This window comes from Cupriavidus sp. 22TCCZM01-5, assembly GCF_057798915.1.
Genome location: NZ_JBYOJR010000001.1, coordinates 119897 through 138409 on the forward strand (window position 1 = coordinate 119897; position 18513 = coordinate 138409).

At 67.6% G+C, this 18513-nt stretch carries 16 protein-coding genes; 11 read left to right on the top strand and 5 right to left on the bottom strand.

Annotated features, from left to right (window positions below; translation table 11 throughout):
• Window positions 1–552, bottom strand: coding sequence for a 3-phenylpropionate/cinnamic acid dioxygenase subunit beta (gene hcaF, locus AC3FNH_RS00625; protein WP_488718732.1), 552 nt, complete (start codon window positions 550–552; stop codon window positions 1–3).
• On the bottom strand, window positions 549–1904 hold the full coding sequence (hcaE, locus tag AC3FNH_RS00630; RefSeq protein WP_488718733.1) for a 3-phenylpropionate/cinnamic acid dioxygenase subunit alpha: 1356 nt from the start codon (window positions 1902–1904) through the stop codon (window positions 549–551). Before hcaE ends, hcaF begins: the two co-directional genes overlap by 4 nt.
• A gap of 121 nt (window positions 1905–2025) precedes the next feature.
• Between hcaE and hcaR the strand changes: the two genes are divergently transcribed.
• On the top strand, window positions 2026–2913 hold the full coding sequence (gene hcaR / locus AC3FNH_RS00635) for a DNA-binding transcriptional regulator HcaR (protein ID WP_488718734.1): 888 nt from the start codon (window positions 2026–2028) through the stop codon (window positions 2911–2913).
• A 45-nt stretch (window positions 2914–2958) separates the two neighbouring features.
• Here the strand turns inward: hcaR and AC3FNH_RS00640 are convergent, their stop codons facing one another.
• Entirely contained in the window at window positions 2959–3750 is a 792-nt protein-coding gene (locus AC3FNH_RS00640) for a DNA-binding transcriptional regulator (RefSeq protein WP_488718735.1), read from the bottom strand.
• A 268-nt stretch (window positions 3751–4018) separates the two neighbouring features.
• On the opposite strand from AC3FNH_RS00640, the gene AC3FNH_RS00645 reads away from it, so the two are divergent.
• From AC3FNH_RS00645 to AC3FNH_RS00690, 10 genes are all read left to right on the top strand, one after another.
• Window positions 4019–5875: a bifunctional 3-(3-hydroxy-phenyl)propionate/3-hydroxycinnamic acid hydroxylase gene (locus AC3FNH_RS00645; protein WP_488718736.1), complete on the top strand. Its 1857-nt coding sequence runs from the start codon at window positions 4019–4021 to the stop codon at window positions 5873–5875.
• A gap of 2 nt (window positions 5876–5877) precedes the next feature.
• Window positions 5878–6837: a 3-carboxyethylcatechol 2,3-dioxygenase gene (locus tag AC3FNH_RS00650; protein ID WP_488718906.1), complete on the top strand. Its 960-nt coding sequence runs from the start codon at window positions 5878–5880 to the stop codon at window positions 6835–6837.
• 20 nt (window positions 6838–6857) lie between these two features.
• Window positions 6858–7646: a 2-keto-4-pentenoate hydratase gene (gene mhpD, locus AC3FNH_RS00655; protein ID WP_488718737.1), complete on the top strand. Its 789-nt coding sequence runs from the start codon at window positions 6858–6860 to the stop codon at window positions 7644–7646.
• A 159-nt stretch (window positions 7647–7805) separates the two neighbouring features.
• On the top strand, window positions 7806–9071 hold the full coding sequence (gene mhpT, locus AC3FNH_RS00660; RefSeq protein WP_488718738.1) for a 3-(3-hydroxy-phenyl)propionate transporter MhpT: 1266 nt from the start codon (window positions 7806–7808) through the stop codon (window positions 9069–9071).
• Between the two features lie 62 nt (window positions 9072–9133).
• Window positions 9134–10009, top strand: coding sequence for an alpha/beta fold hydrolase (locus AC3FNH_RS00665; RefSeq protein WP_276099290.1), 876 nt, complete (start codon window positions 9134–9136; stop codon window positions 10007–10009).
• A gap of 166 nt (window positions 10010–10175) precedes the next feature.
• Entirely contained in the window at window positions 10176–11459 is a 1284-nt protein-coding gene (locus AC3FNH_RS00670; RefSeq protein ID WP_488718739.1) for an amino acid ABC transporter substrate-binding protein, read from the top strand.
• A gap of 44 nt (window positions 11460–11503) precedes the next feature.
• Window positions 11504–12400: a branched-chain amino acid ABC transporter permease gene (locus AC3FNH_RS00675; RefSeq protein WP_276099292.1), complete on the top strand. Its 897-nt coding sequence runs from the start codon at window positions 11504–11506 to the stop codon at window positions 12398–12400.
• Window positions 12397–13419 carry a branched-chain amino acid ABC transporter permease gene (locus AC3FNH_RS00680; protein ID WP_488718740.1) on the top strand — a complete coding sequence of 341 codons (1023 nt, stop codon included), beginning with the start codon at window positions 12397–12399 and terminating at the stop codon, window positions 13417–13419. Before AC3FNH_RS00675 ends, AC3FNH_RS00680 begins: the two co-directional genes overlap by 4 nt.
• Complete coding sequence (locus tag AC3FNH_RS00685; RefSeq protein WP_276099294.1) at window positions 13416–14162, top strand: ABC transporter ATP-binding protein; 747 nt, start codon at window positions 13416–13418, stop codon at window positions 14160–14162. The genes AC3FNH_RS00680 and AC3FNH_RS00685 overlap by 4 nt, the downstream gene beginning before the upstream one ends.
• A complete protein-coding gene (locus AC3FNH_RS00690) occupies window positions 14159–14998 on the top strand; it encodes an ABC transporter ATP-binding protein (protein WP_488718741.1) in 840 nt (279 codons plus the stop codon). Before AC3FNH_RS00685 ends, AC3FNH_RS00690 begins: the two co-directional genes overlap by 4 nt.
• 180 nt (window positions 14999–15178) lie before the next feature.
• On the opposite strand, the gene AC3FNH_RS00695 is transcribed toward AC3FNH_RS00690, so the two are convergent.
• The gene (locus AC3FNH_RS00695; protein WP_276099296.1) at window positions 15179–16504 is read right to left on the bottom strand and encodes a sigma-54-dependent transcriptional regulator; all 1326 of its coding nucleotides are present in this window, start codon (window positions 16502–16504) and stop codon (window positions 15179–15181) included.
• Between the two features lie 8 nt (window positions 16505–16512).
• Window positions 16513–18492, bottom strand: a complete 1980-nt coding sequence (locus AC3FNH_RS00700) for a sensor histidine kinase (protein WP_488718742.1) — start codon at window positions 18490–18492, stop codon at window positions 16513–16515.
• Between the last annotated feature and the right edge of the window lie 21 nt (window positions 18493–18513).

Here is an 18513-nt window from a genome sequence, read left to right on the forward strand (position 1 = left end):
TCAGAACAGCACGCTAAGGTTGTGGGACGACAGCACCGCCTGGTCGAGCGTGATCTCGCGGCGGCAGACCTGCCAGCCGGCGGGGCCGCCGGCGCGGCGCACACGGTCGACGCGGCTGCCGACGTAGAAGGTTTCATCGCGCTCCTTCTGCGAGCGATAGAGCAGATAGCTCAGGCGGACCTCGTACTCGTCCGCGGTATCGGCCTGGTCGGCTGGCCGTACCTGCAGGTTCGCGATGATGTGCCGCGTGCGCGACGGCGGCTCTTCGGCCCACGCCATGCCGGTTTCGAGCCGCGCGATGCGGCGTTCGAGCTGGGCATGCGTGTCATTGAAGATCCACGTCGTCGGCGGCTGCACGCCGCGGCGGCGGTCGCGCGTCTGCGCATTGACGGTGGTGCGCATGGTGTAGCGGATGTCTTCCGACAGCAGCGCAAGCCAGCCGCGGAACTGCCAGTCGTCGAGCAGGGCGGCCTCGTGGTAGAGGAACTGCGCGATCTCGTGATGGAGTTCCAGCGGGACGGAGAAACGGCGGACTTCTGCGACGGCATTCATTTCAGCACCTCGGCTTCATACTGCGCGGTGCGCGACTGCACTTCGTCCCAGGTGTCCGACCTCAGCAGGTCGGCCCAGCGCCGGTACATGCCGCGCGCGGCGGTCTCCGAGAAGATGTAGTTGGTCATGCCCGGAATGCCGTCTTCACGCACGCGCTCGTTGCCGAGTCCCATTTCCAGGCACAGGCGGGTCTTCTTTGCGCGCGAGCCGCGCAGCACTTTCTGCACCTCGACCCAGTTCTCGGAGTCGTCCTGCTCCAGGAAGCCGGCCGGGCCGAACGCCCGCGTCGCGCTGCGCTCGAACGCGGCCTTCACTTCGTCGGACGCGTCCTTGTCGGCAATGCAGAACGCCCACACCTCGACCTGGTTCGGGCCGCGCGGATGCCACACGCGCAGCGTCGCGGTGCCGTTGAGCCACGACATGGTCGGGAACAGGTTGTTGTGACCCGCGAGCCGCAGCGCGCGCACCTTGCCGAGCCGCGCTTCGGCTTCCGGGTACGTGTCGCGGAAGTACTGGGACACCGCACCGTCGACCCACACGTTCGCATCGGGCTGCTCGGTGAAGAAGAAGCCGCTGCCGTGGCCCGCCTGGCCATACTGCAGAGCGTCCTTTGCGGTTTCCCACACGGGGCGTGCGGTCTGTCCGGCGCCCAGCGCCTTGTCGTCGCTGTCGCCCTTCGCGCCAAGCACCTGCACTGCCGACGCGTGCGAGAACAGCGCGTGGTACTGGTCGCTGGCGAACTGCTCGGCGGGGAACTTCCAGTTGCAGTCGATCACCCACTTGTGCACGCCGCCGATGATCTCGGTGCCGCCCTCGCGACGGTCGAGCACGCCGTCGAGATACCAGGCGATATCGCCCATATAGGTATCGAGGTCCGGCGCGGACGCGTCCCAGTTACCGAACACCAGGCCCTTGTACACCGCCACGCGCGTGACTTCCTGCAGGCCCCATTTTTCCTTGCACAGGCCGTGCGGATAGGCGCGCGGCTCGAGCGGGACTTCGATCAGCGCGCCATCGACGCCATAGGACCAGCCGTGGTAAGGGCAGGTGAAGGCGCGCGTGTTGCCGGAATCGGCAAAGCTCACGCGCATCGAGCGGTGCCGGCACTGGTTGAGGAAGGCCTTGATCGAGCCATCCTTCTGGCGCACCACCACCACCGGGTCTTCGCCCATATAGGTGTTGAAGAAATCGCCGGCCTTGGGGATCTGGCTGACGTGCGCGAGGAACAGCCAGCAACGGCCGAAGATCCGTTCCAGCTCCAGTTCGTAGATGTCGGGGTCGGTGTAGATGGATGACGCGACGCGGCCATTGCGCGCGTCCACCAGCGCATCGAAATCGATGTTCGCGGACATGAATGTCTCCTTTCTGGTAGGCATCCCGTTGCGGGAATTTCCGCAAATAATCGTTGCCCGTGCCCGCGAAGTGAAATATTTTGTTTGTTGGCTATAAGACGTCAGAGCAATAACTCAGAGCATGGAACTCCGACACCTGCGCTACTTCATCGCCGTTGCGGATGAACTCAGTTTCACCCGGGCGGCGGAACGGCTGCATACCGCGCAGCCGTCGCTGAGCCAGCAGATCCGCAATCTGGAGGACGAAATCGGCACCCCGCTGCTGGAGCGCACGCGGCGCAAGGTGGAGCTGACTGAAGCCGGCCGGGTCTTCCTGGCCGAGGCGCGGCTGATCGTCGCGCACGCCGACCGCGCGGTCGAGCGCGCACGCCAGGCGGGCCAGCAGGCCGGGGCGACGGTGACGATCGGCTTCGTGCCCGCGGCGGAGATACGGGTATTTCCGGCCATCCTGCCGCGGCTGCGGCTGCAGTTCCCGAACGTGAATGTCGAGCTGCGCAGCATGCCGACGCATGAACTTGAGCAGGCCTTGCTGCAGGGAGAGGTCGATGTCGCCTTCATGCGCGATCCGGTGCATTCGGCTGCGCTGACGCGCGAGGTCGTGCTGGTCGAGCCGCTGATCGTGCTGCTGCCGTCCGCACATCCGCTTGCGAAACTGGATCGCATTCCCCCGGCGAAGCTAGCCGGCGAGCCGTTCATCAGCACGCATCCGCAGTACTCGGGGCAAGTCCATACGGCGGCACAGGGCTTCTTCATCCAACACAAGCTGCAGTGCAACGTCGCGCAGGTTGCGACCAATATCCTGCTGAACCTGAATCTTGTCGGGATGGGGTTGGGCTATGCGCTGTTGCCGGAATACGCGGCTTCACTGACCAGCAACGCGATCTGCGCCCGCCCGCTGGAGGGGGCGCCGCCGCATGTCGAACTGCTGATGGTGTCGCGCGCGGAACCGCATTCGGCGGAACTCGACGGGCTGCTTGCGCTCGTGCGGCAGCATGTGGCGTTGATGTGAGGGGGTGGGGGCTCTGGGCTTTGTCGTGCAGGTCTGGCCGGCGGCCTACCTGCCGCTGGCCTCCAGCGCCTCGACCATCTCCCTTGCCGCCTGCTGCAACTCCGGAACAAAGCGCCGCGTCGCCTCCGCCGCACTGATTGCCTGCTGCAGGTAAATCACATTGAGGCTCGCCAGTACACGACCCTCGGCCTCGATGGCGACGGCCACGGCGCCGATCTTGCGCTGGTCGGACCAGTCGCCCTGATTGGAGCCAAAGCCGTCCTTGCGCGTCTGCCGGATGAGGTTGCGGATAAAGGCATCGTCATGCGCGAGCTTGAACTGCTGTTCGCCGCCAGCGCCGGAACGCAGGACTTCGAGAATGTCTTCGCGCTCGGCATCCGGGCACATCGAGAAATACACGCGACCGGCGGCGGTCAGCAGCATCGGCAGGCGCCGGCCCACCATGGAACGGTGAAACGACAGCGGGCTGAACCGGTGCGTGGTCTCGCGGATGATCATGGCGTCGCCGTCGGGCGTGGTCAGGTCGGATGGCCAGACCACGCGCTGCATCAGCCGCCCCATGATCGGCGGCGCGACGGTGGCGATGCGTTCGTCGTCGGTGAAGCCTTCGCTGAGCGCCCGTACTTCCAGCGTCAGGCGAAAGCTGTCGTCGGACGTACTGCGCCGCACGAACCCTTCTTCGACCAGCGTCTCCAGCAAACGTCGCACCGTGGTCCGGTGCAGGCCAGTCGCCTCGCTGAGCTGCTGGCTGGTGGCGCGGCCATTTTCCATGGCGTTGAGTGCCCGCAGCACCTGCAGGCCACGTGACAGCCCTCGCACGTTCGCGTATTTGCTCACGAAAAATCCTTATAAATCAAAGATGTGCATTCTTTGCACATTTTAGAGAAAATTTTGAGCGCGCGCCGCCCGATGCCTAGACTCCTCTCAAAATCGCAAATTCAACGGAGACGCCCCCCATGTCCTGCCTGATCCGTCGCCAGCGCCACCGCTGCGGCGCCTGACCGGCAGCCGGCTGCGCCGGCCGCCCACTTCCATTTCATCGCGGCACAGCCAGCACGCGCCGTTCCGGCGCGGGGGGCACTCATGCCTTGCAAGTAGGAGACCTATGAACACCACGGCTACGCAGACGGCGCACACAGACCGTCTTCCCGATGTCGAAACCGACGTCGCCATCATCGGCGCCGGCCCGGTGGGGCTGATGATCGCCAATATTCTCGGCCTCCAGGGCGTGCGCGTCACGATCGTCGAGAAGCTGGACCAGCTCATCGACTATCCGCGCGCCATCGGCCTCGACGATGAAGCGCTGCGCGTGTTCCAGGCCGTAGGGCTCGCCGACACGCTGCTGCCGCACACCACGCCCGACCACTGGATGCGCTTTGTCACGAAGGACGGCCATTGCTTCGCGTCGATCGAACCGCGCACCGACGAGTTCGGCTGGTCGCGCCGCAACGCGTTCATCCAGCCGCTGGCGGACCGGGTGCTGTACGAGGGGCTGCAACGCTTCGGGCACGTCCAGGTCCTGTTCGGCCATGGCGTCGATGCCTTCACGCAGGACAGCGCCGGCGTGAGCATCGAGGTGACTACCAGCGGCGGCCAGTGCCGCACGATCCGCGCGGCCTACATGGTCGGCGCGGATGGCGGCAACAGCCTGGTGCGCCGCGTGCTGCAGGTGCCTTTCGAAGGCCGCACCAAGCCGAACCAGTGGATCGTCGTCGACGTGCGCAACGACCCGGTAGGCTCGCCGCACATCTACCTGCACTGCGATCACGAGCGCCCCTATGTCTCGGCCGCGCTGCCGCACGGCATCCGCCGCTTCGAGTTCATGGTGATGCCGGGCGAGACCGAAGAGGCGCTGTCGAAGCCGGAGAATATGGCCGCGCTGATCCGCAAGGTGGTGGCCGATCCGGACAAGGTCGACTACATCCGCAAGCGTGTCTATACGCACAACGCGCGGCTCGCCTCGACTTTCCGTGTCGAACGCGTGCTGCTGGCCGGCGATGCCGCGCACATCATGCCGGTGTGGCAGGGGCAGGGCTACAACAGCGGCATCCGCGATGCCAACAACCTCGGCTGGAAGCTGGCGATGGTCGCCAAGGGCCAGGCCGATGCGCGCCTGCTCGACACCTACACCGCCGAGCGCCGCGCCCATGCGCGTTCGATGATCCACCTGTCCGAAGTGGCTGGCGACATCTTCGCCCCGACCACGCGCTTCGGCGCGCGCTTCCGCGATGCCTTCGTGCGCAGCTTCAACCTGCTGCCGTCGGTCAAGCGCTACTTCGTCGAGATGCGCTTCAAGCCGATGCCGCGCTACGAGGAGGGCGTGGTGCTGCAGCCGCCGCCGCAGGCGCGCGGCGGCTGGCTGGCACGAGTGCTGGAACGCTCCGGCAATTCCGCGCCGGGCCGCCTGCTCGGCCTGATGAGCGAGAAGCGCGATTCGTTCCTCGGCCGCCTGGTCTATGGCGAGGATCCGCTGGCCGGTTCTCCCGTGGGCCGCATGTTTATCCAGCCGCGCGTGCGCACCAGCGATGACCGCCTGACCCTGCTCGACGACGCGATCGGCAACCACTTTGCCGTGATCGGCTGGGGCACCGACCCGACCTTTGGCCTGACGCCGCAGGCCCGCGCCATTGCCGAGCAGGCTGGCATGCGCTTCGTGCTCGCCAAGCCCGACGTGCAGCTGCGCCATGCCGGCGACGTGCCCGAGGGCGTGATCGCGATCGGCGATGCCGGCGGCCGCCTGAAGGAGTGGTTCAGCCGCCTGCCGCAATCGGTGGTGCTGCTGCGCCCGGACCGCTTTGTCGCCGGTGTGTGCTCGCCGCAGGAGGTATCGGCAGCCATCACCGAACTGGCCGGCAAGCTCGGCATGAGCCAGGTGCCGCCGTATGCGGGCGCCTCCAGTCCTTCCACGGCGTCGCGCCCGGCACGCGAGCCCATCACCGTTACCCAAGCAGCAGGAGCATGAGGATGCCGATTCACCTGGAATGTCTGTCGCACACGCCGTTGCACGGCTATGTCGACCCCGCGCCCGAAGTCGTCGCCGAGGTCGGGCGCGTACAGGCCGCGGCGCGCGAGCGCATACGCGCGTTCGATCCCGAACTGGTCGTCGTGTTTGCGCCGGACCACTTCAACGGCTTCTTCTATGACGTCATGCCGCCGTTCTGCGTCGGTGCGGCAGCCACGGCCATCGGCGACTTCAGGAGCCTGGCCGGCAAGTTGCCGGTGCCCGCGGACCTGGCGCAGTCGCTGGCCGAAAGCGTGATGGCCGCGGAGATCGATGTCGCGCTGTCGTACCGGATGCAGGTCGACCACGGCTGCGCCGATGCGCTCGCCGTGCTCACTGGCGGGCTGGACCGCTACCCGGTCATCCCCGTGTTCATCAACTCGGTGGCGCCGCCGATGGCCACGCTGCGCCGCGCGCGCCTGCTCGGCGACGCGGTCGGCCGCTTCCTGTCGCGCACCGGCAAGCGCGTGCTGGTGGTCGGCTCCGGCGGCATCTCGCACGAACCGCCGGTGCCGGAACTGGCTGGCGCCAGCGAGGAAGTCGCGGAGCGGCTGATCGCCGGGCGCAACCCGTCGGCCGAATCGCGCGCCGCGCGCCAGGCGCGTACCGTTGCTGCCGCCAGGGCGTTCGTCGCCGGCGACAGCCACCTGCATCCGCTCAATCCGGAGTGGGACCGCGCCTTCCTGGCCTTGCTCGCCTCGGGCGAACTCACGGCTGTCGACGGCATGACCAACGACGCCATTACGCGCGACGGTGGCAAATCGGCACACGAGATCCGCACGTGGGTAGCAGCGTTCGGCGCGCTGGCCGCGTACGGACCGTACCGCGCATCGCTCGACTTCTACCGCGCCATTCCCGAGTGGATCGCGGGCTTCGCCACCATGCATGCCGAGCCGCGCGCCGCGCTCGCGGCGGCCGCCTGACCCGATCAAGGAGAAAACCGATGACAGACCGGAACCTCGTCAACGACATCGCCGCGCGCCTGCGCGGCGCCGAGGCCTCGCGCCAGACCATTGCGCCGGTGCGCGGGGAGATCGCGCTCGAAGACATTGCCACGGCCTATGCCGTGCAGCAGGCCAACGTCGACGCGCGCCTCGCCCAGGGCGAGCGCATCGTCGGCCGCAAGATCGGCCTGACCTCGCTGGCGGTGCAGAAGCAACTCGGCGTCGACCAGCCGGACTTCGGCGCATTGTTCGCGAGCATGGCCTATGGCGACAGCCAGCCGATGCCGCTGTCGCGCCTGATCCAGCCGAAAGTCGAAGCGGAAATCGCGCTGGTGCTGGAGCGCGACCTGACGCAAGAGCGGCATACCTTTGCCGACATCCTTCGTGCCAGCGCCTATGCGCTCGCGGCCATCGAGGTGGTCGACAGCCGCATCGATGGCTGGAACATCCGCTTTGTCGACACCGTGGCCGACAACGCGTCGAGCGCGCTGTTCGTGCTCGGCAGCCGCCCGGTGCCGCTCTCCGGAATCGACCTGGCCGCGTGCGCGATGACGCTCTCGCGCGAAGGCGAAGTGCTGTCGCGCGGAAACGGCGCGGCCTGCCTCGGCAATCCGCTCAACGCGGCGGTATGGCTAGCGGACCGCATGGTGCAGCTCGGCACGCCGCTGCGCGCGGGTGACGTGGTGCTGACCGGCGCGCTCGGCCCGATGGTTGCCGTCACCGAGCCCGGCACCTACACGGCAGAGATCGAAGGACTGGGCAGCGTGCGCGCGACGTTCGCCGCATAAGCCGGGACATCACACGGCTTGCGCGCTGGATATGAAGGCGCGCGCGGCCTGAGCATGCTGTAAGACCGGCTGGCGGCGTGCGTTGCCACGCCATCGAACTTGCCTGCCTGCGCAAGGGCCGCCGCGAAGAGCGGCTCGCAGGGTGACTGGAGACTACCAATGAACACGTTTCAAACTCACGGCGCCGACGCGCGCGGCACGAAAGGCAGCATCGCCACGATTGGCCTGTGCCTGGCCATCGCCTTGCTGGAAGGACTCGACCTGCAGTCGGCCGGCGTGGCCGCACCGCGCATCGCGAAGGAGTTCTCGCTGTCGGTGGCACAGATGGGCTGGGCCTTCAGTGCCGGCGCCATCGGCCTGCTGCCGGGCGCCGCGCTTGGCGGGCGCCTGGCTGACCGCCTCGGCCGCAAGCGCGTGCTGATGCTGTCGGTGGCGCTGTTCGGCGCATTCTCGCTGGCGACGACCACGGTGTGGAGCTTCGAAAGCCTGCTGGTCGCGCGCCTGCTGACGGGCCTGGGCCTGGGCGCCGCCATGCCGAACCTGATCGCGCTGTGCTCGGAAGCGGCGTCGCCCGCGCAGCGCAGCACCGCCGTGGGCGCGATGTACTGCGGCATGCCGTTTGGCGCCGCACTGGCTGCCGCCATCGGCATCGTCAGTCCGGGCGACGAGGGCTGGCGGCACATCTTCTATGTGGGCGGGTTCGGGCCGCTGCTGATGGTCCCGCTGCTTGCGCTGTGGCTGCCCGAGTCGGCGCAGTTCGTCGAGGCGAAGGCGCAAGTGACCAGGCGCGCGGAGCCTGGCTTTGTCGAAGCACTCTGTGGCAGCAGCCGTACGCGCACCACGCTCGCGCTGTGGATCAGCTACCTGGGCACGCTCATCGTGCTGTATTTCCTGATGAACTGGCTGCCGTCGATGGTGCTGTCCAATGGCCTGACGCGCGTGCAGGCCGGCGTCGCCATGATGATGTTCAACCTCGGCGGCGGCATCGGCGCGGTCGGCATCGCCAGCGTGATGGACCGCTTCAGCCCGCGCCTTACGGTGGTGGGCATGTACGTGGGGATCGCGGCCGCGCTGGCCGGGCTCGCCGGGGCGGGCGGCAGCCTGTCGATGGCATGGGGCGCGTTCTTCTGCGGCCTGTTCCTGGTGGGCGGCCAGTCGGTGCTGTATGCGCTGGCCGGGCAGGCGTATCCGACCGAAGTGCGCGGCACCGGCGTGGGCGCGGCGGTCGCGGTCGGCCGGCTTGGCTCGATCCTCGGGCCGCTCGTTGCCGGGCAGCTGTTCGCGCTGGGCCAGAGCGCATCGATGCTGGTCGCAGCCAGCATTCCGCTGATCGTCGTCGCGGCAGTCGCCGCGCTGGCGGTGGTGGGTTCATTCACGCCGCGCCGGACGACCGGTGCGGCCGTGCCGGGCGGTCGCCGCGCCTGAGCGTGCGCACGGTCGGCACACATTCCATTCAGTACAGATTCAGTCGAGCAAGGAAGATCATCATGCAAGCCACTGCACAAGCCATCACCGAAGCCAGCACGAGCCGGTTCGTCACCGTGAAGGATGGCGACACCGAGTTCCGCATCCACTGCAACGACACCGGCTCCGGCTCCGGTGCCGAGACCGTCGTCATGCTGCACGGCTCGGGTCCGGGCGCGACCGGCTGGGCCAACTTCAACCGCAACGTCGAGCCGCTGGTTGCAGCAGGCTACCGCGTGCTGCTGGTCGACTGCCCGGGCTGGGGCAAGAGCGACCCGGTGGTCAACACGGGTTCGCGCTCGGAACTCAACGCCCGCGTGCTCAAGGGCGTGCTCGATGCGCTCGACATCGAGCGCGTGCATATCCTCGGCAACTCGATGGGCGGCCACAGCGCGGTGGCGTTCGCGTTGGCCAATCCGCAGCGCGTCGGCAAGCTCGTGCTGATGGGCGGCGGCACCGGCGGCCCGAGCCTGTTCGCGCCGATGCCGACCGAAGGCATCAAGCTGCTCAACGGCCTGTACCGCGAGCCGACCATCGAGAACCTGAAGCGCATGATGAATGTGTTCGTCTATGACGCCAGCTCGCTGACAGACGACCTGATGCAGGCGCGGCTGGACAATATGCTCGCGCGGCGGGATCACCTGGAGAACTTCGTCAAGAGCCTGGCGGCGAATCCGAAGCAGTTCACGGACTACGGTCCGCGCCTCGGCGAGATCGCGGCGCCGACGCTGGTGATCTGGGGGCGTGATGACCGGTTCGTGCCGATGGACGTCGGCTTGCGGCTGATCGCCGGTATCCCGAATGCGCAGATGCATATCTTCGGCCGCTGCGGGCACTGGGCGCAGTGGGAGCATGCGGAGGCGTTCAATCGGATGGTGGTGGATTTCCTGGGGGAGTGAGCTGAGTTCCCCGGGATCCGGACCGCCTTCTCCGGACTCCCTCGTCGAACCTCATTGCATGAACAGGGGATGCTGAAACACGTCATGAAGTGCTGAAATCGAGACGTTAGGCACTTCCCCATTCGGAAACGAGTCATACGTGGGAGAGAGAGTGTGAGGAGGCGATATGACGCGCGCATCCCCCCAAGGCTGCCCAGCCAATGCCAGGTCCGTTATCAGTTTGCGCCACGCCACCGTTTGCGCACTCGCCGGCATGGGGCTGGCCGTCTCGGTCCCCGCTGCCGCCAAGGTGGAAGGCGACACCATCATCCTCGGGGCTGCGGTCTCGCTGACGGGCAAGTACTCTACCAACGGCAAGAACACGCAGGATGGCTACAACCTTGCCGTGAAGCGCGTCAACGAGATGGGCGGGGTCAAGGTCGGCAGCAAGGCCTACCAGCTGAAAGTCCTCTACTACGATGACGAATCGACCTCGGCACGGGGCGCGCAGCTGGCCGAGCGGCTGATCCGCCAGGACGGCGTGAAGTTCGTGCTGGGGCCCTACAGTTCCGGGCTGACCAAGGCCATGGCCCCGGTCACGGAGAAGTACAAGATTCCGATGGTCGAGGGCAACGGCGCGGACCGCAACCTGTTCACGCAGGGCTACCGCTATATGTTCGCGGTGCTCAATACCTCCGACTACTACCTGCGCGCCGCCATCAACCTTGCCGCGGAACAGGCACAACGCGCCGGCAAGTCGCCGAAGGGCCTGAAGGTTGCCATCGCCGTCGAGAACGACAACTTCTCGCAGGACGTGCGCGATGGCGTGGCCGAGGATGCGAAACGCCTGGGCATGCAGGTGGTGATCGACGAGAAGCTGCCGCCCGAACTGAACGACATGTCAGTCACGCTGGCCAAGGTGAAGGCGCTCAAGCCCGACATCCTGGTGGTATCAGGCCATGAAAAGGGCGCGGCGCTGGCAGTGCGCCAGGTGTCCGAGATGCGCATCGACGTGCCGATGCTGGCGCTGACCCACTGCGATTCCGCGCAGATCATCGAGAAGTTCGGCAAGCGTGCGGAGTACGCGGTGTGCGGTTCGCAATGGGACCGCGCGCTGGGTTACAAGGACCGCTGGTTCGGCACGGCCGACCAGTACGCGCAGCGCTTCGAGAAGGAGTACCACTACGAGGCGCCATACCAGGCGGCCGAGTCCAGCGCCGCGGTGTTGACCTTCGTAGACGCCTTCGAGCACGCCGGCTCGTTCGATACCGAGAAGGTCCGCGATGCACTGGCAGGGACCGACCTGATGACGTTCTACGGCCCGCTCAAGTTCGACCAGAGCGGCAAGAACGTTGCCAAGTCGATGGTGCTGTACCAGGTGCAGGACGGCAAGTTCAAGGTGGTCGCGCCGGCCAAGTGGGCGTCGTCGAAAGTCATCTATCCGGCACCGCCCTGGGAAAAGCGCGAGTAGTGGAGTAGTGGAGTTGTGAGCCGCTGCGCAGCGGCCTGACGCAAATGACCGACCTGACGGTGCTGCTCCAGAGCCCCGAACTGAATGCACAGCTCGTGGTGGATGGCCTGCTGGCCGGCGCGGTCTTCGCGCTGGCCGCCTATGGCATGGCGCTGGTCTGGGGCGTGATGAATCTCATCAACGTGGCGCAGGGCGAGCTGGTGATGGTGGGCGGCTATATGGTGATCTGGCTCGTCGGCCGGGGCGTGCCCGTGGCGCTGGCTGTGCCGCTTGCCGCGGCGGCGATGTATGGCGTGGGCTGGGGGCTTTACCGCATCGTCATCTTCCGGCTGGTCGAGCGCGATCTTTTTGTCTCGGTGCTGGCCACCTTCGGCGTGAGCATCGTGCTGCAGCAGCTTGCCAACCTGGTCTTTGGCGCGAATGTGCGCACGCTCGACGCGGGCTTCGGCAGCCTGTTCCTGCCGGGCGGACTGGTGGTGCCGAAGATAAAACTCGCGGCGTTTGCCGCGGCGCTCGCGCTGGGCGCCGCGCTGATGCTGTTCCTGCGGCGCTCCCGCATGGGCCAGGCAATCCGCGCCACCGCGCAGAACGCGCGTGCCGCGCGCGTGCTGGGCGTGGACACGGATCGCATCTATGCCACTACCTTTGCCCTGAATGCCGCCATCTGCGGCGCGGCCGGCGGCCTTGTGGCAATGACCTGGATCATCCATCCGTACCTGGGCCTGCCCTATACCGTGCGCGCCTTCATGATCGTGGTGGTTGCCGGCCTGGGCAGCATGCTGCCCGTCCTTGGTGCCGCCGGCGGACTTGGCATCGCGGAGAACTACGCCGGCTTCCTGCTCGGCAGCCAGTACCAGACCGCCTTCCTGTATGCGCTGCTGGTAGCGATCCTGGTCGGCCGCAACCTGATGCTGCGCCGGCATCGAGGCTATCTGCGATGAAGCTGCATCTGCGCGGCGCACGCCGGCTCGAATCGGATGTCACGGTGACCTCGGTCTCTCCGCTCGCCTGGCTGGCCATGCTCGCGGGCTGCGTCGGTGCGCTCGCCGCGCCGTGGCTGTTCGCCGGCATCACCACGCAGCTGACCTTCCTGTGGCTGATGGTGCTGTTCGCGCTGACGTGGGACGTGATGGGCGGGCAGATGGGCTACAACTCGTTCGGCAACATCGTCTTCTTCGGCGTGGGCGCCTATGTGTGCGCGGTGGCGCAACGCGATCTCGGGCTTGGATACTTCGCCGGCCTGACGGCGGGTACCGGACTGGCGGCGCTGGCGGCGATCACGGTTGCGCTCGTGCTCGGGCCGGCGATCCTGGCGCTGCGCGGACACTATTTCGCCATCGGGACCCTGGGCCTGGGGGTCGCCTTTGCCGATGCCGCCGCCGGCTGGGATTTCATCGGCGCGGGATCGGGCATGGCGCTGCCCTTGTTCCCGGGCGCGGCCGGCAGCCGCGAGCCGTTCTACTACTACCTGATGCTGGCGCTGGCCATCGTTACGCTGCTGGCGCTGCGATGGCTCTACGCGCGTCCGTTCGGGCTCGCGCTCAACGCCATCCGTGACGACGAAGACAAGGCCGAGGCGCTAGGGCTGCATACCACGCGCTACAAGAACCTGGCCTGGTGCGTCTGCGCTCTCTTCCTCGGCATGGCGGGTGCACTGACGGGCAACCTGGTGGGCTTCATCGATCCGCGCGAGCTGGCGTTCGCCGGCGCCACGTTCGGGGTCTGGATGGTGGTGATGGCGATTCTGGGCGGCAAGGGTACGTTGTGGGGGCCGGTGATCGGCGCCGCGCTGTTCCACCTGACGCAGGAGCTGTTCTGGACGTACCTGCTGAACTGGCAGCGCGTGGCGCTGGGCGTGCTGATCGTGGTGATCGTGGTGCTGTTCCCGACCGGCATCATGGGCTGGCTGCGCGAGCTTGGCGTCAACCGCCGCCGCGTCAGGGGGAGTGCCGCGCCATGACCGACCTGCTCGCGGTGCGCGGTGTCACCAAGCGCTTCGGCGGCATCGTGGCCAACCATGGCATCTCCCTGGCGGTGCCGCAAGGCGGCATCGTGGGACTGATCGGGCCGAACGGCTCCGGCAAGACCACGCTTTTCAATTCCATCGTCGGCTACCACGCCATCGACGCAGGTTCGATCGTATTTGAGGGGCGCGAAATCTCGCGGCTGCGGGTACCGGAGATTGCGCGCCTGGGGCTGGTGCGCACGTTCCAGCAGACCCGGGTATTCGGCAAGATGAGCTGCCTGCAAAACCTGCTGGTCAGCGTGCCTCACGTGCACGAAGGCTTCGCCGCGATGTGCAGGCGGCAGCCGCCAGCGGTGAGGGAACGGGCCCGCGAGGTCCTGCTCCTGGCCGGCCTGCAGGACCATCAGGAACAGTGCGCCGCCGACCTGTCGTTCGGCCAGCAGAAGCTGCTGGAGATCGGCATGGCATTGATGAACGAACCGAAGCTGCTGCTGCTGGACGAACCGACCGCTGGCGTGAACCCGGTGATGATCGAGAGCCTGATCGCGCTGCTGCGCGACATCAATGCGCGGCTCGGCATCACGCTGCTGGTGATCGAGCACAATATGCGGGTCATGATGCAGCTGGCGGGCCACGTCTACTGCCTTGCGCACGGTGCGGTGCTGGCGCAGGGCTCGCCGGCGCGAATCACTGCCGACCGCGCGGTGATCGAGGCCTACCTGGGAACGCAACCGTGAACGCGATCCACGATACGGCCCCGCCTATCGCGCCGCTGCATGCGGCGGCCGCCACGCTCGCCACCGCCATATCGCGGCCACCGCCGACCGTCGCGCAGCTCGAGCAGTTGGCCGGCGGCGCGCCGATGGTCGCGGTCGACGGCCTCGTGGCCGGCTACGGCGGCATGGAGATCCTGCACGGCTTCAGCCTGCGCGTGGCGCGCGGCGGCTCGCTCTGCCTGATCGGCCCGAACGGCGCGGGCAAGTCGACGGTGCTGCGCGCCATCTACGGCCTGGCCCGGGTCATGGCGGGCACGATCAGCGTGGACGGCAAGCCGGTCACGCACCTGCGCGCAGAGCAGAAGCTACGGCATGCGGGCGTGGCTTACGTGCTGCAGGAAAGCTCGATCTTTCCCGATATGACGGTCGAGGAAAACCTGCTGATGGGCGGGTACCTGATGCGCGACCCGCGCGACGCCGCGGCGGCGGCGGAGCGCATCTTCCAGCGTCACGGCGCTTTGGCGCAGCGCCGCAGCCAGCGCGCCAGCGTGCTCTCCGGTGGAGAGCGCAGGCTGCTGGAGATTTCGCGCGCGCTGATGATGGGCCCCGCCGTGCTGTTGGTCGACGAACCCTCGATCGGGCTTGAGCCGCGCTACATCGAGATGGTGTTCGAACTGCTGCGCCAGCTGCAGCAAGAGGAAGGCAAGACCATCATCCTGGTCGAACAGAATGCCCGCAAGGGGCTCGCTTTTGCCGACCTTGGCTATGTCCTGGTGGCCGGGCAGCTCGCCATGGCTGGCAGCGGCGCGGAGCTGGGCCATGATCCCGAGGTCGGCCGGCTGTTTCTCGGGGCCTGACAACGCGGTAAAAAAAACGCCCCGCACAAGCGGGGCATCAACTACCACGAAGACTGATAAAAGAAGCAAGCAGCCAGGGCACCTGCCAATGCCGCAATCGCACACGAAATATAGTCGCCGATTGTGACGTTGCCATGGCAGTGTAGTGAAAACCCTAGGTCAAGCTATGCAGCAGGTTGCCTATAGCCCGTAGCGCTTGATCTTGTCGTACAGCGTGGCCTTGCCAACCTGCAGCAAGTCCGCGGCCTGACTGACGGCACCCCCCGTGCGGGCCAATGCATCGGCGATGACGGCGCGTTCGAAATGCTCCATGCGTTCGCGCAGCGGCGCGGTCTCGTCGGGTGCCGCCGCGGCCGCGCCAGCCTGGCCGCCTTCGGGCACGCCCAATACCAGCCGGTCCGCGGCATTGCGCAGCTCGCGCACATTGCCGGGCCACGGCCGCTGCGCCAGCGCCTGGCGTTGCGACTCGGACAGGATGGGCGCGGGCCGCTGGTACCGCACCGCCGCGATCAGCATGAAATGCTCGAACAGCGGCACGATATCTTCGCGCCGCTCGCGCAGCGGCGGCAGCGCAATGGTGACGACGTTGAGGCGGTAGTAGAGATCCTGCCGGAAGACGCCCTGCGCAACCAGTGCATCCATGTCGCCCTTGGCGGCGGCCACGATGCGCACGTCGATCTTCACCGATGCATTGGATCCGAGCCGTTCCAGCGTCCCTTCCTGCAGCACGCGCAGCAGCTTGACCTGCAGCGCGAGCGGCATGCTTTCGATCTCGTCGAGGAACAGCGTGCCGCCCGACGCATGCTCGAGCTTGCCGATGCGCCGCTTGCCGGCACCGGTGAACGCGCCGGCCTCATGGCCGAACATCTCGCTTTCGAAAATCGATTCCGGCACCGCACCGCAGTTGAGCGCGATGAACGGCCCGTCGGCGCGGTTGGACAGCGCATGCAGGCTGCGCGCCACCAGTTCCTTGCCGGTGCCGGTTTCACCGTTGATCATCACCGGCACGTCGGTCGCCGCGACGTTGGCCACCAGTGCACGCACCTGATCGATCGCATGCGAACGGCCGATGATGCGCGTGCCGGCCGCCGGGCCTGCCAGTTCGCGCCGCAACGCCTGGTTTTCCAGTTCGAGAGCGCGGCGTTCGATGGCGCGCCGCACGGTCTCGGTCAGGCGATCCGCGCCGAAGGGCTTTTCGATGAAGTCATAGGCACCCTCGCGCATGGCCTGCACGGCCATGGTGATGTCGCCATGCCCGGTCACCAGGATCACCGGCACGCCGGGCGCGACGTTGCGGCAGTGGTGCAGCAGGTCCAGCCCGCTGGCGCCGGGCAGGCGCACGTCCGTGACCAGCACGCCGGGAAAGCCGGCGCTCAGGTGGGGCAGGGCCGCTTCGGCCGAGGGCAGCGCCAGCACGGAAAAGCCGGCCAGCTCCAGGCTTTGCGCGGTGGCCTGGCGCACCAGCGGTTCGTCTTCGACGAAGAGGACGCGCAAACCGTCTTGCATGGGATGCCTCAATGTGTCTGGCTGGCCGCCGCGCCGGCTTCGGCCGGTGCGCGCGTCAGCACGATGGTGAATACCGCGCCGCCGCCATCGGCATTGGCGGCGCTCAGCTGCCCGCCGAATTCGCGCACGATCGACGACGTGATGGCCAGGCCGAGACCCAACCCCTGGCCGGTTTCCTTGGTGGTGAAGAATGGTTCGAACAGGCGCGGCAGGTCTTCCGGCGGGATGCCGGTGCCATTGTCGCGCACCTGGATCGTCACGGTGCCCGCCTCGGCGCGCACGGACAGGTCGATGCGGCCCCGCACGGGCGCGGCGCTGGCAATGGCGTCGAGCGCGTTGCCGACCAGGTTGAGCAGGACCTGCTCGAGCTTGAGTTCGTCGGCGCGCACGGCAATGCCGGGCAGCGCGTCCAGGCCATCGACATGCACCGCCACGGCGGACAGCCGTGGCGCCAGCAGTGCGAGGACATGTTCGATCGCGGCGCGCACCTGCACCGAGCGGCGCGGCGGCCGTGCCTTGCCGGCAAACAGCTTGAGCTGGCCGGTGATCTTGCCCATGCGTTCGGTCAGGTCGGCAATGGCCGACAGGTTGCCTTCGGCCGCGCCGAGCTGGCCGCGCTCCAGCAGCACGCGCGTGTTGTCCGAGAACGTGCGCAAGGCGGCCAGCGGCTGGTTCAGCTCATGCGTGATGCCGGCAGCCATCTGCCCGAGCGCGGCCAGCTTGCTGGCCTGCACGAGTTCGTCCTGGGCCGCGCGCAGCTCGCTTTCGGCGCGGGTGCGCTCGGCGACCTCTTCCTCGAGCTTTTCGTTGATGGCCATCAGGTCGGCCGTGCGCGCTTCCACGCGCCGCTCCAGCTCGTCATAGGCGGCTTCGAGCAGGCGGCGGCTGTACTGCATGTCGCGTGCGCGCTGGCGGCGCTGGCGCCAGTTGACCAGCAGCAGGCAGATGCAGGCGTAGGCCAGCGCCGCGGCCACGGTGGCGTTGCGCGCATTGGCCAGCACGGGATCGAGCGGCGCCATCACCTGCATGGTCCAGTCGGCCGGGCCCACCTTGCGGCCGAGCTCGAGGTAGCGGTCGGCGCGCTCGCTGCCGTCCGCGTTGGTGCCGGCGGCGCGCACGCGCACCAGGCGCGCGCCAGGGTCCAGCGCGGTGGCCGCCAGCCACTCGGTGACCGGCGAGGTCAGCGGCTCCAGCGGCAGCGGTGTCACGTCGCGGTCGTGGTACTGGCGGGTCTTGCCGAGTTCGTCGTGCAGTCCGGCCGGCAGCGGGCCGAGCGTGCGGTACTGCCAGGCCGGCACGGACGACAGGAAGATCACGCCGTGTTCGTCGCTGACCATGAGCGGCTCGGCGCTGCCGCCGCCGGCGCGCTGGAACCACTCGAGATTGAGCTTGACCACGGTCACGCCGATCACCTTGCCGCCGGACTCCACGGGCTGGGCGAGGTAGTAGCCCGGTTCGTCGCTGGTGACGCCGATGGCGTAGAAGCGCCCCATCTCGCCGCGCGCGGCAATCTGGAAATACGGGCGGAAGCGGTAGTCGGTCCCGACGAAGCTGCCGGGCTCGCCGGCGTTGCTGGCCGCAAGCGCGATGCCGTTGGCGGCGATCACGTAGGTGGCCGACGCGTGCGAGCGCCGGTTGACCTCGGCCAGGTAGTGGTTGGCCGCGGCCACGCGGGCCGGGTCGCCGGGCGCCTGCAGCAGGCCGCGCACGAACGGGTGCAGCGATACCAGCGCGGGCAGGAATTCGTAGCGGTCGAGGGTGCTTTCGAGCGTGGCGGCGTAGCGGTCGGCGCGCGTGGCGGTGGCTGCCTGCAGGGCCGCCAGGCCGCGCTGCACCGATACCAGCCAGGCCAGCGCGCACAGCAGCACCAGCCCGGCCGCCAGCACCACGGCAAAGCCCCACCAGCGGCGGTTCTCACTGCCGGGCTCGTGCGCCGCCTGGGCGGCGGCGGGGTCATGTACGGCGAGGAGGTCGTCGGAATGGGGCATCGGCGCGCGCGAAGGCTGTCG

Bases quoted from the DNA above. Each gene is read 5' to 3' on its own strand.
- hcaF (WP_488718732.1), bottom strand. From the start codon at position 552: ATGAATGCCGTCGCAGAAGTCCGCCGTTTCTCCGTCCCGCTGGAACTC.
- hcaE (WP_488718733.1), bottom strand. From the start codon at position 1,904: ATGTCCGCGAACATCGATTTCGATGCGCTGGTGGACGCGCGCAATGGC.
- hcaR (WP_488718734.1), top strand. From the start codon at position 2,026: ATGGAACTCCGACACCTGCGCTACTTCATCGCCGTTGCGGATGAACTC.
- AC3FNH_RS00645 (WP_488718736.1), top strand. From the start codon at position 4,019: ATGAACACCACGGCTACGCAGACGGCGCACACAGACCGTCTTCCCGAT.
- AC3FNH_RS00650 (WP_488718906.1), top strand. From the start codon at position 5,878: ATGCCGATTCACCTGGAATGTCTGTCGCACACGCCGTTGCACGGCTAT.
- mhpD (WP_488718737.1), top strand. From the start codon at position 6,858: ATGACAGACCGGAACCTCGTCAACGACATCGCCGCGCGCCTGCGCGGC.
- mhpT (WP_488718738.1), top strand. From the start codon at position 7,806: ATGAACACGTTTCAAACTCACGGCGCCGACGCGCGCGGCACGAAAGGC.
- AC3FNH_RS00665 (WP_276099290.1), top strand. From the start codon at position 9,134: ATGCAAGCCACTGCACAAGCCATCACCGAAGCCAGCACGAGCCGGTTC.
- AC3FNH_RS00670 (WP_488718739.1), top strand. From the start codon at position 10,176: ATGACGCGCGCATCCCCCCAAGGCTGCCCAGCCAATGCCAGGTCCGTT.
- AC3FNH_RS00675 (WP_276099292.1), top strand. From the start codon at position 11,504: ATGACCGACCTGACGGTGCTGCTCCAGAGCCCCGAACTGAATGCACAG.
- AC3FNH_RS00680 (WP_488718740.1), top strand. From the start codon at position 12,397: ATGAAGCTGCATCTGCGCGGCGCACGCCGGCTCGAATCGGATGTCACG.
- AC3FNH_RS00685 (WP_276099294.1), top strand. From the start codon at position 13,416: ATGACCGACCTGCTCGCGGTGCGCGGTGTCACCAAGCGCTTCGGCGGC.
- AC3FNH_RS00695 (WP_276099296.1), bottom strand. From the start codon at position 16,504: ATGCAAGACGGTTTGCGCGTCCTCTTCGTCGAAGACGAACCGCTGGTG.
- AC3FNH_RS00700 (WP_488718742.1), bottom strand. From the start codon at position 18,492: ATGCCCCATTCCGACGACCTCCTCGCCGTACATGACCCCGCCGCCGCC.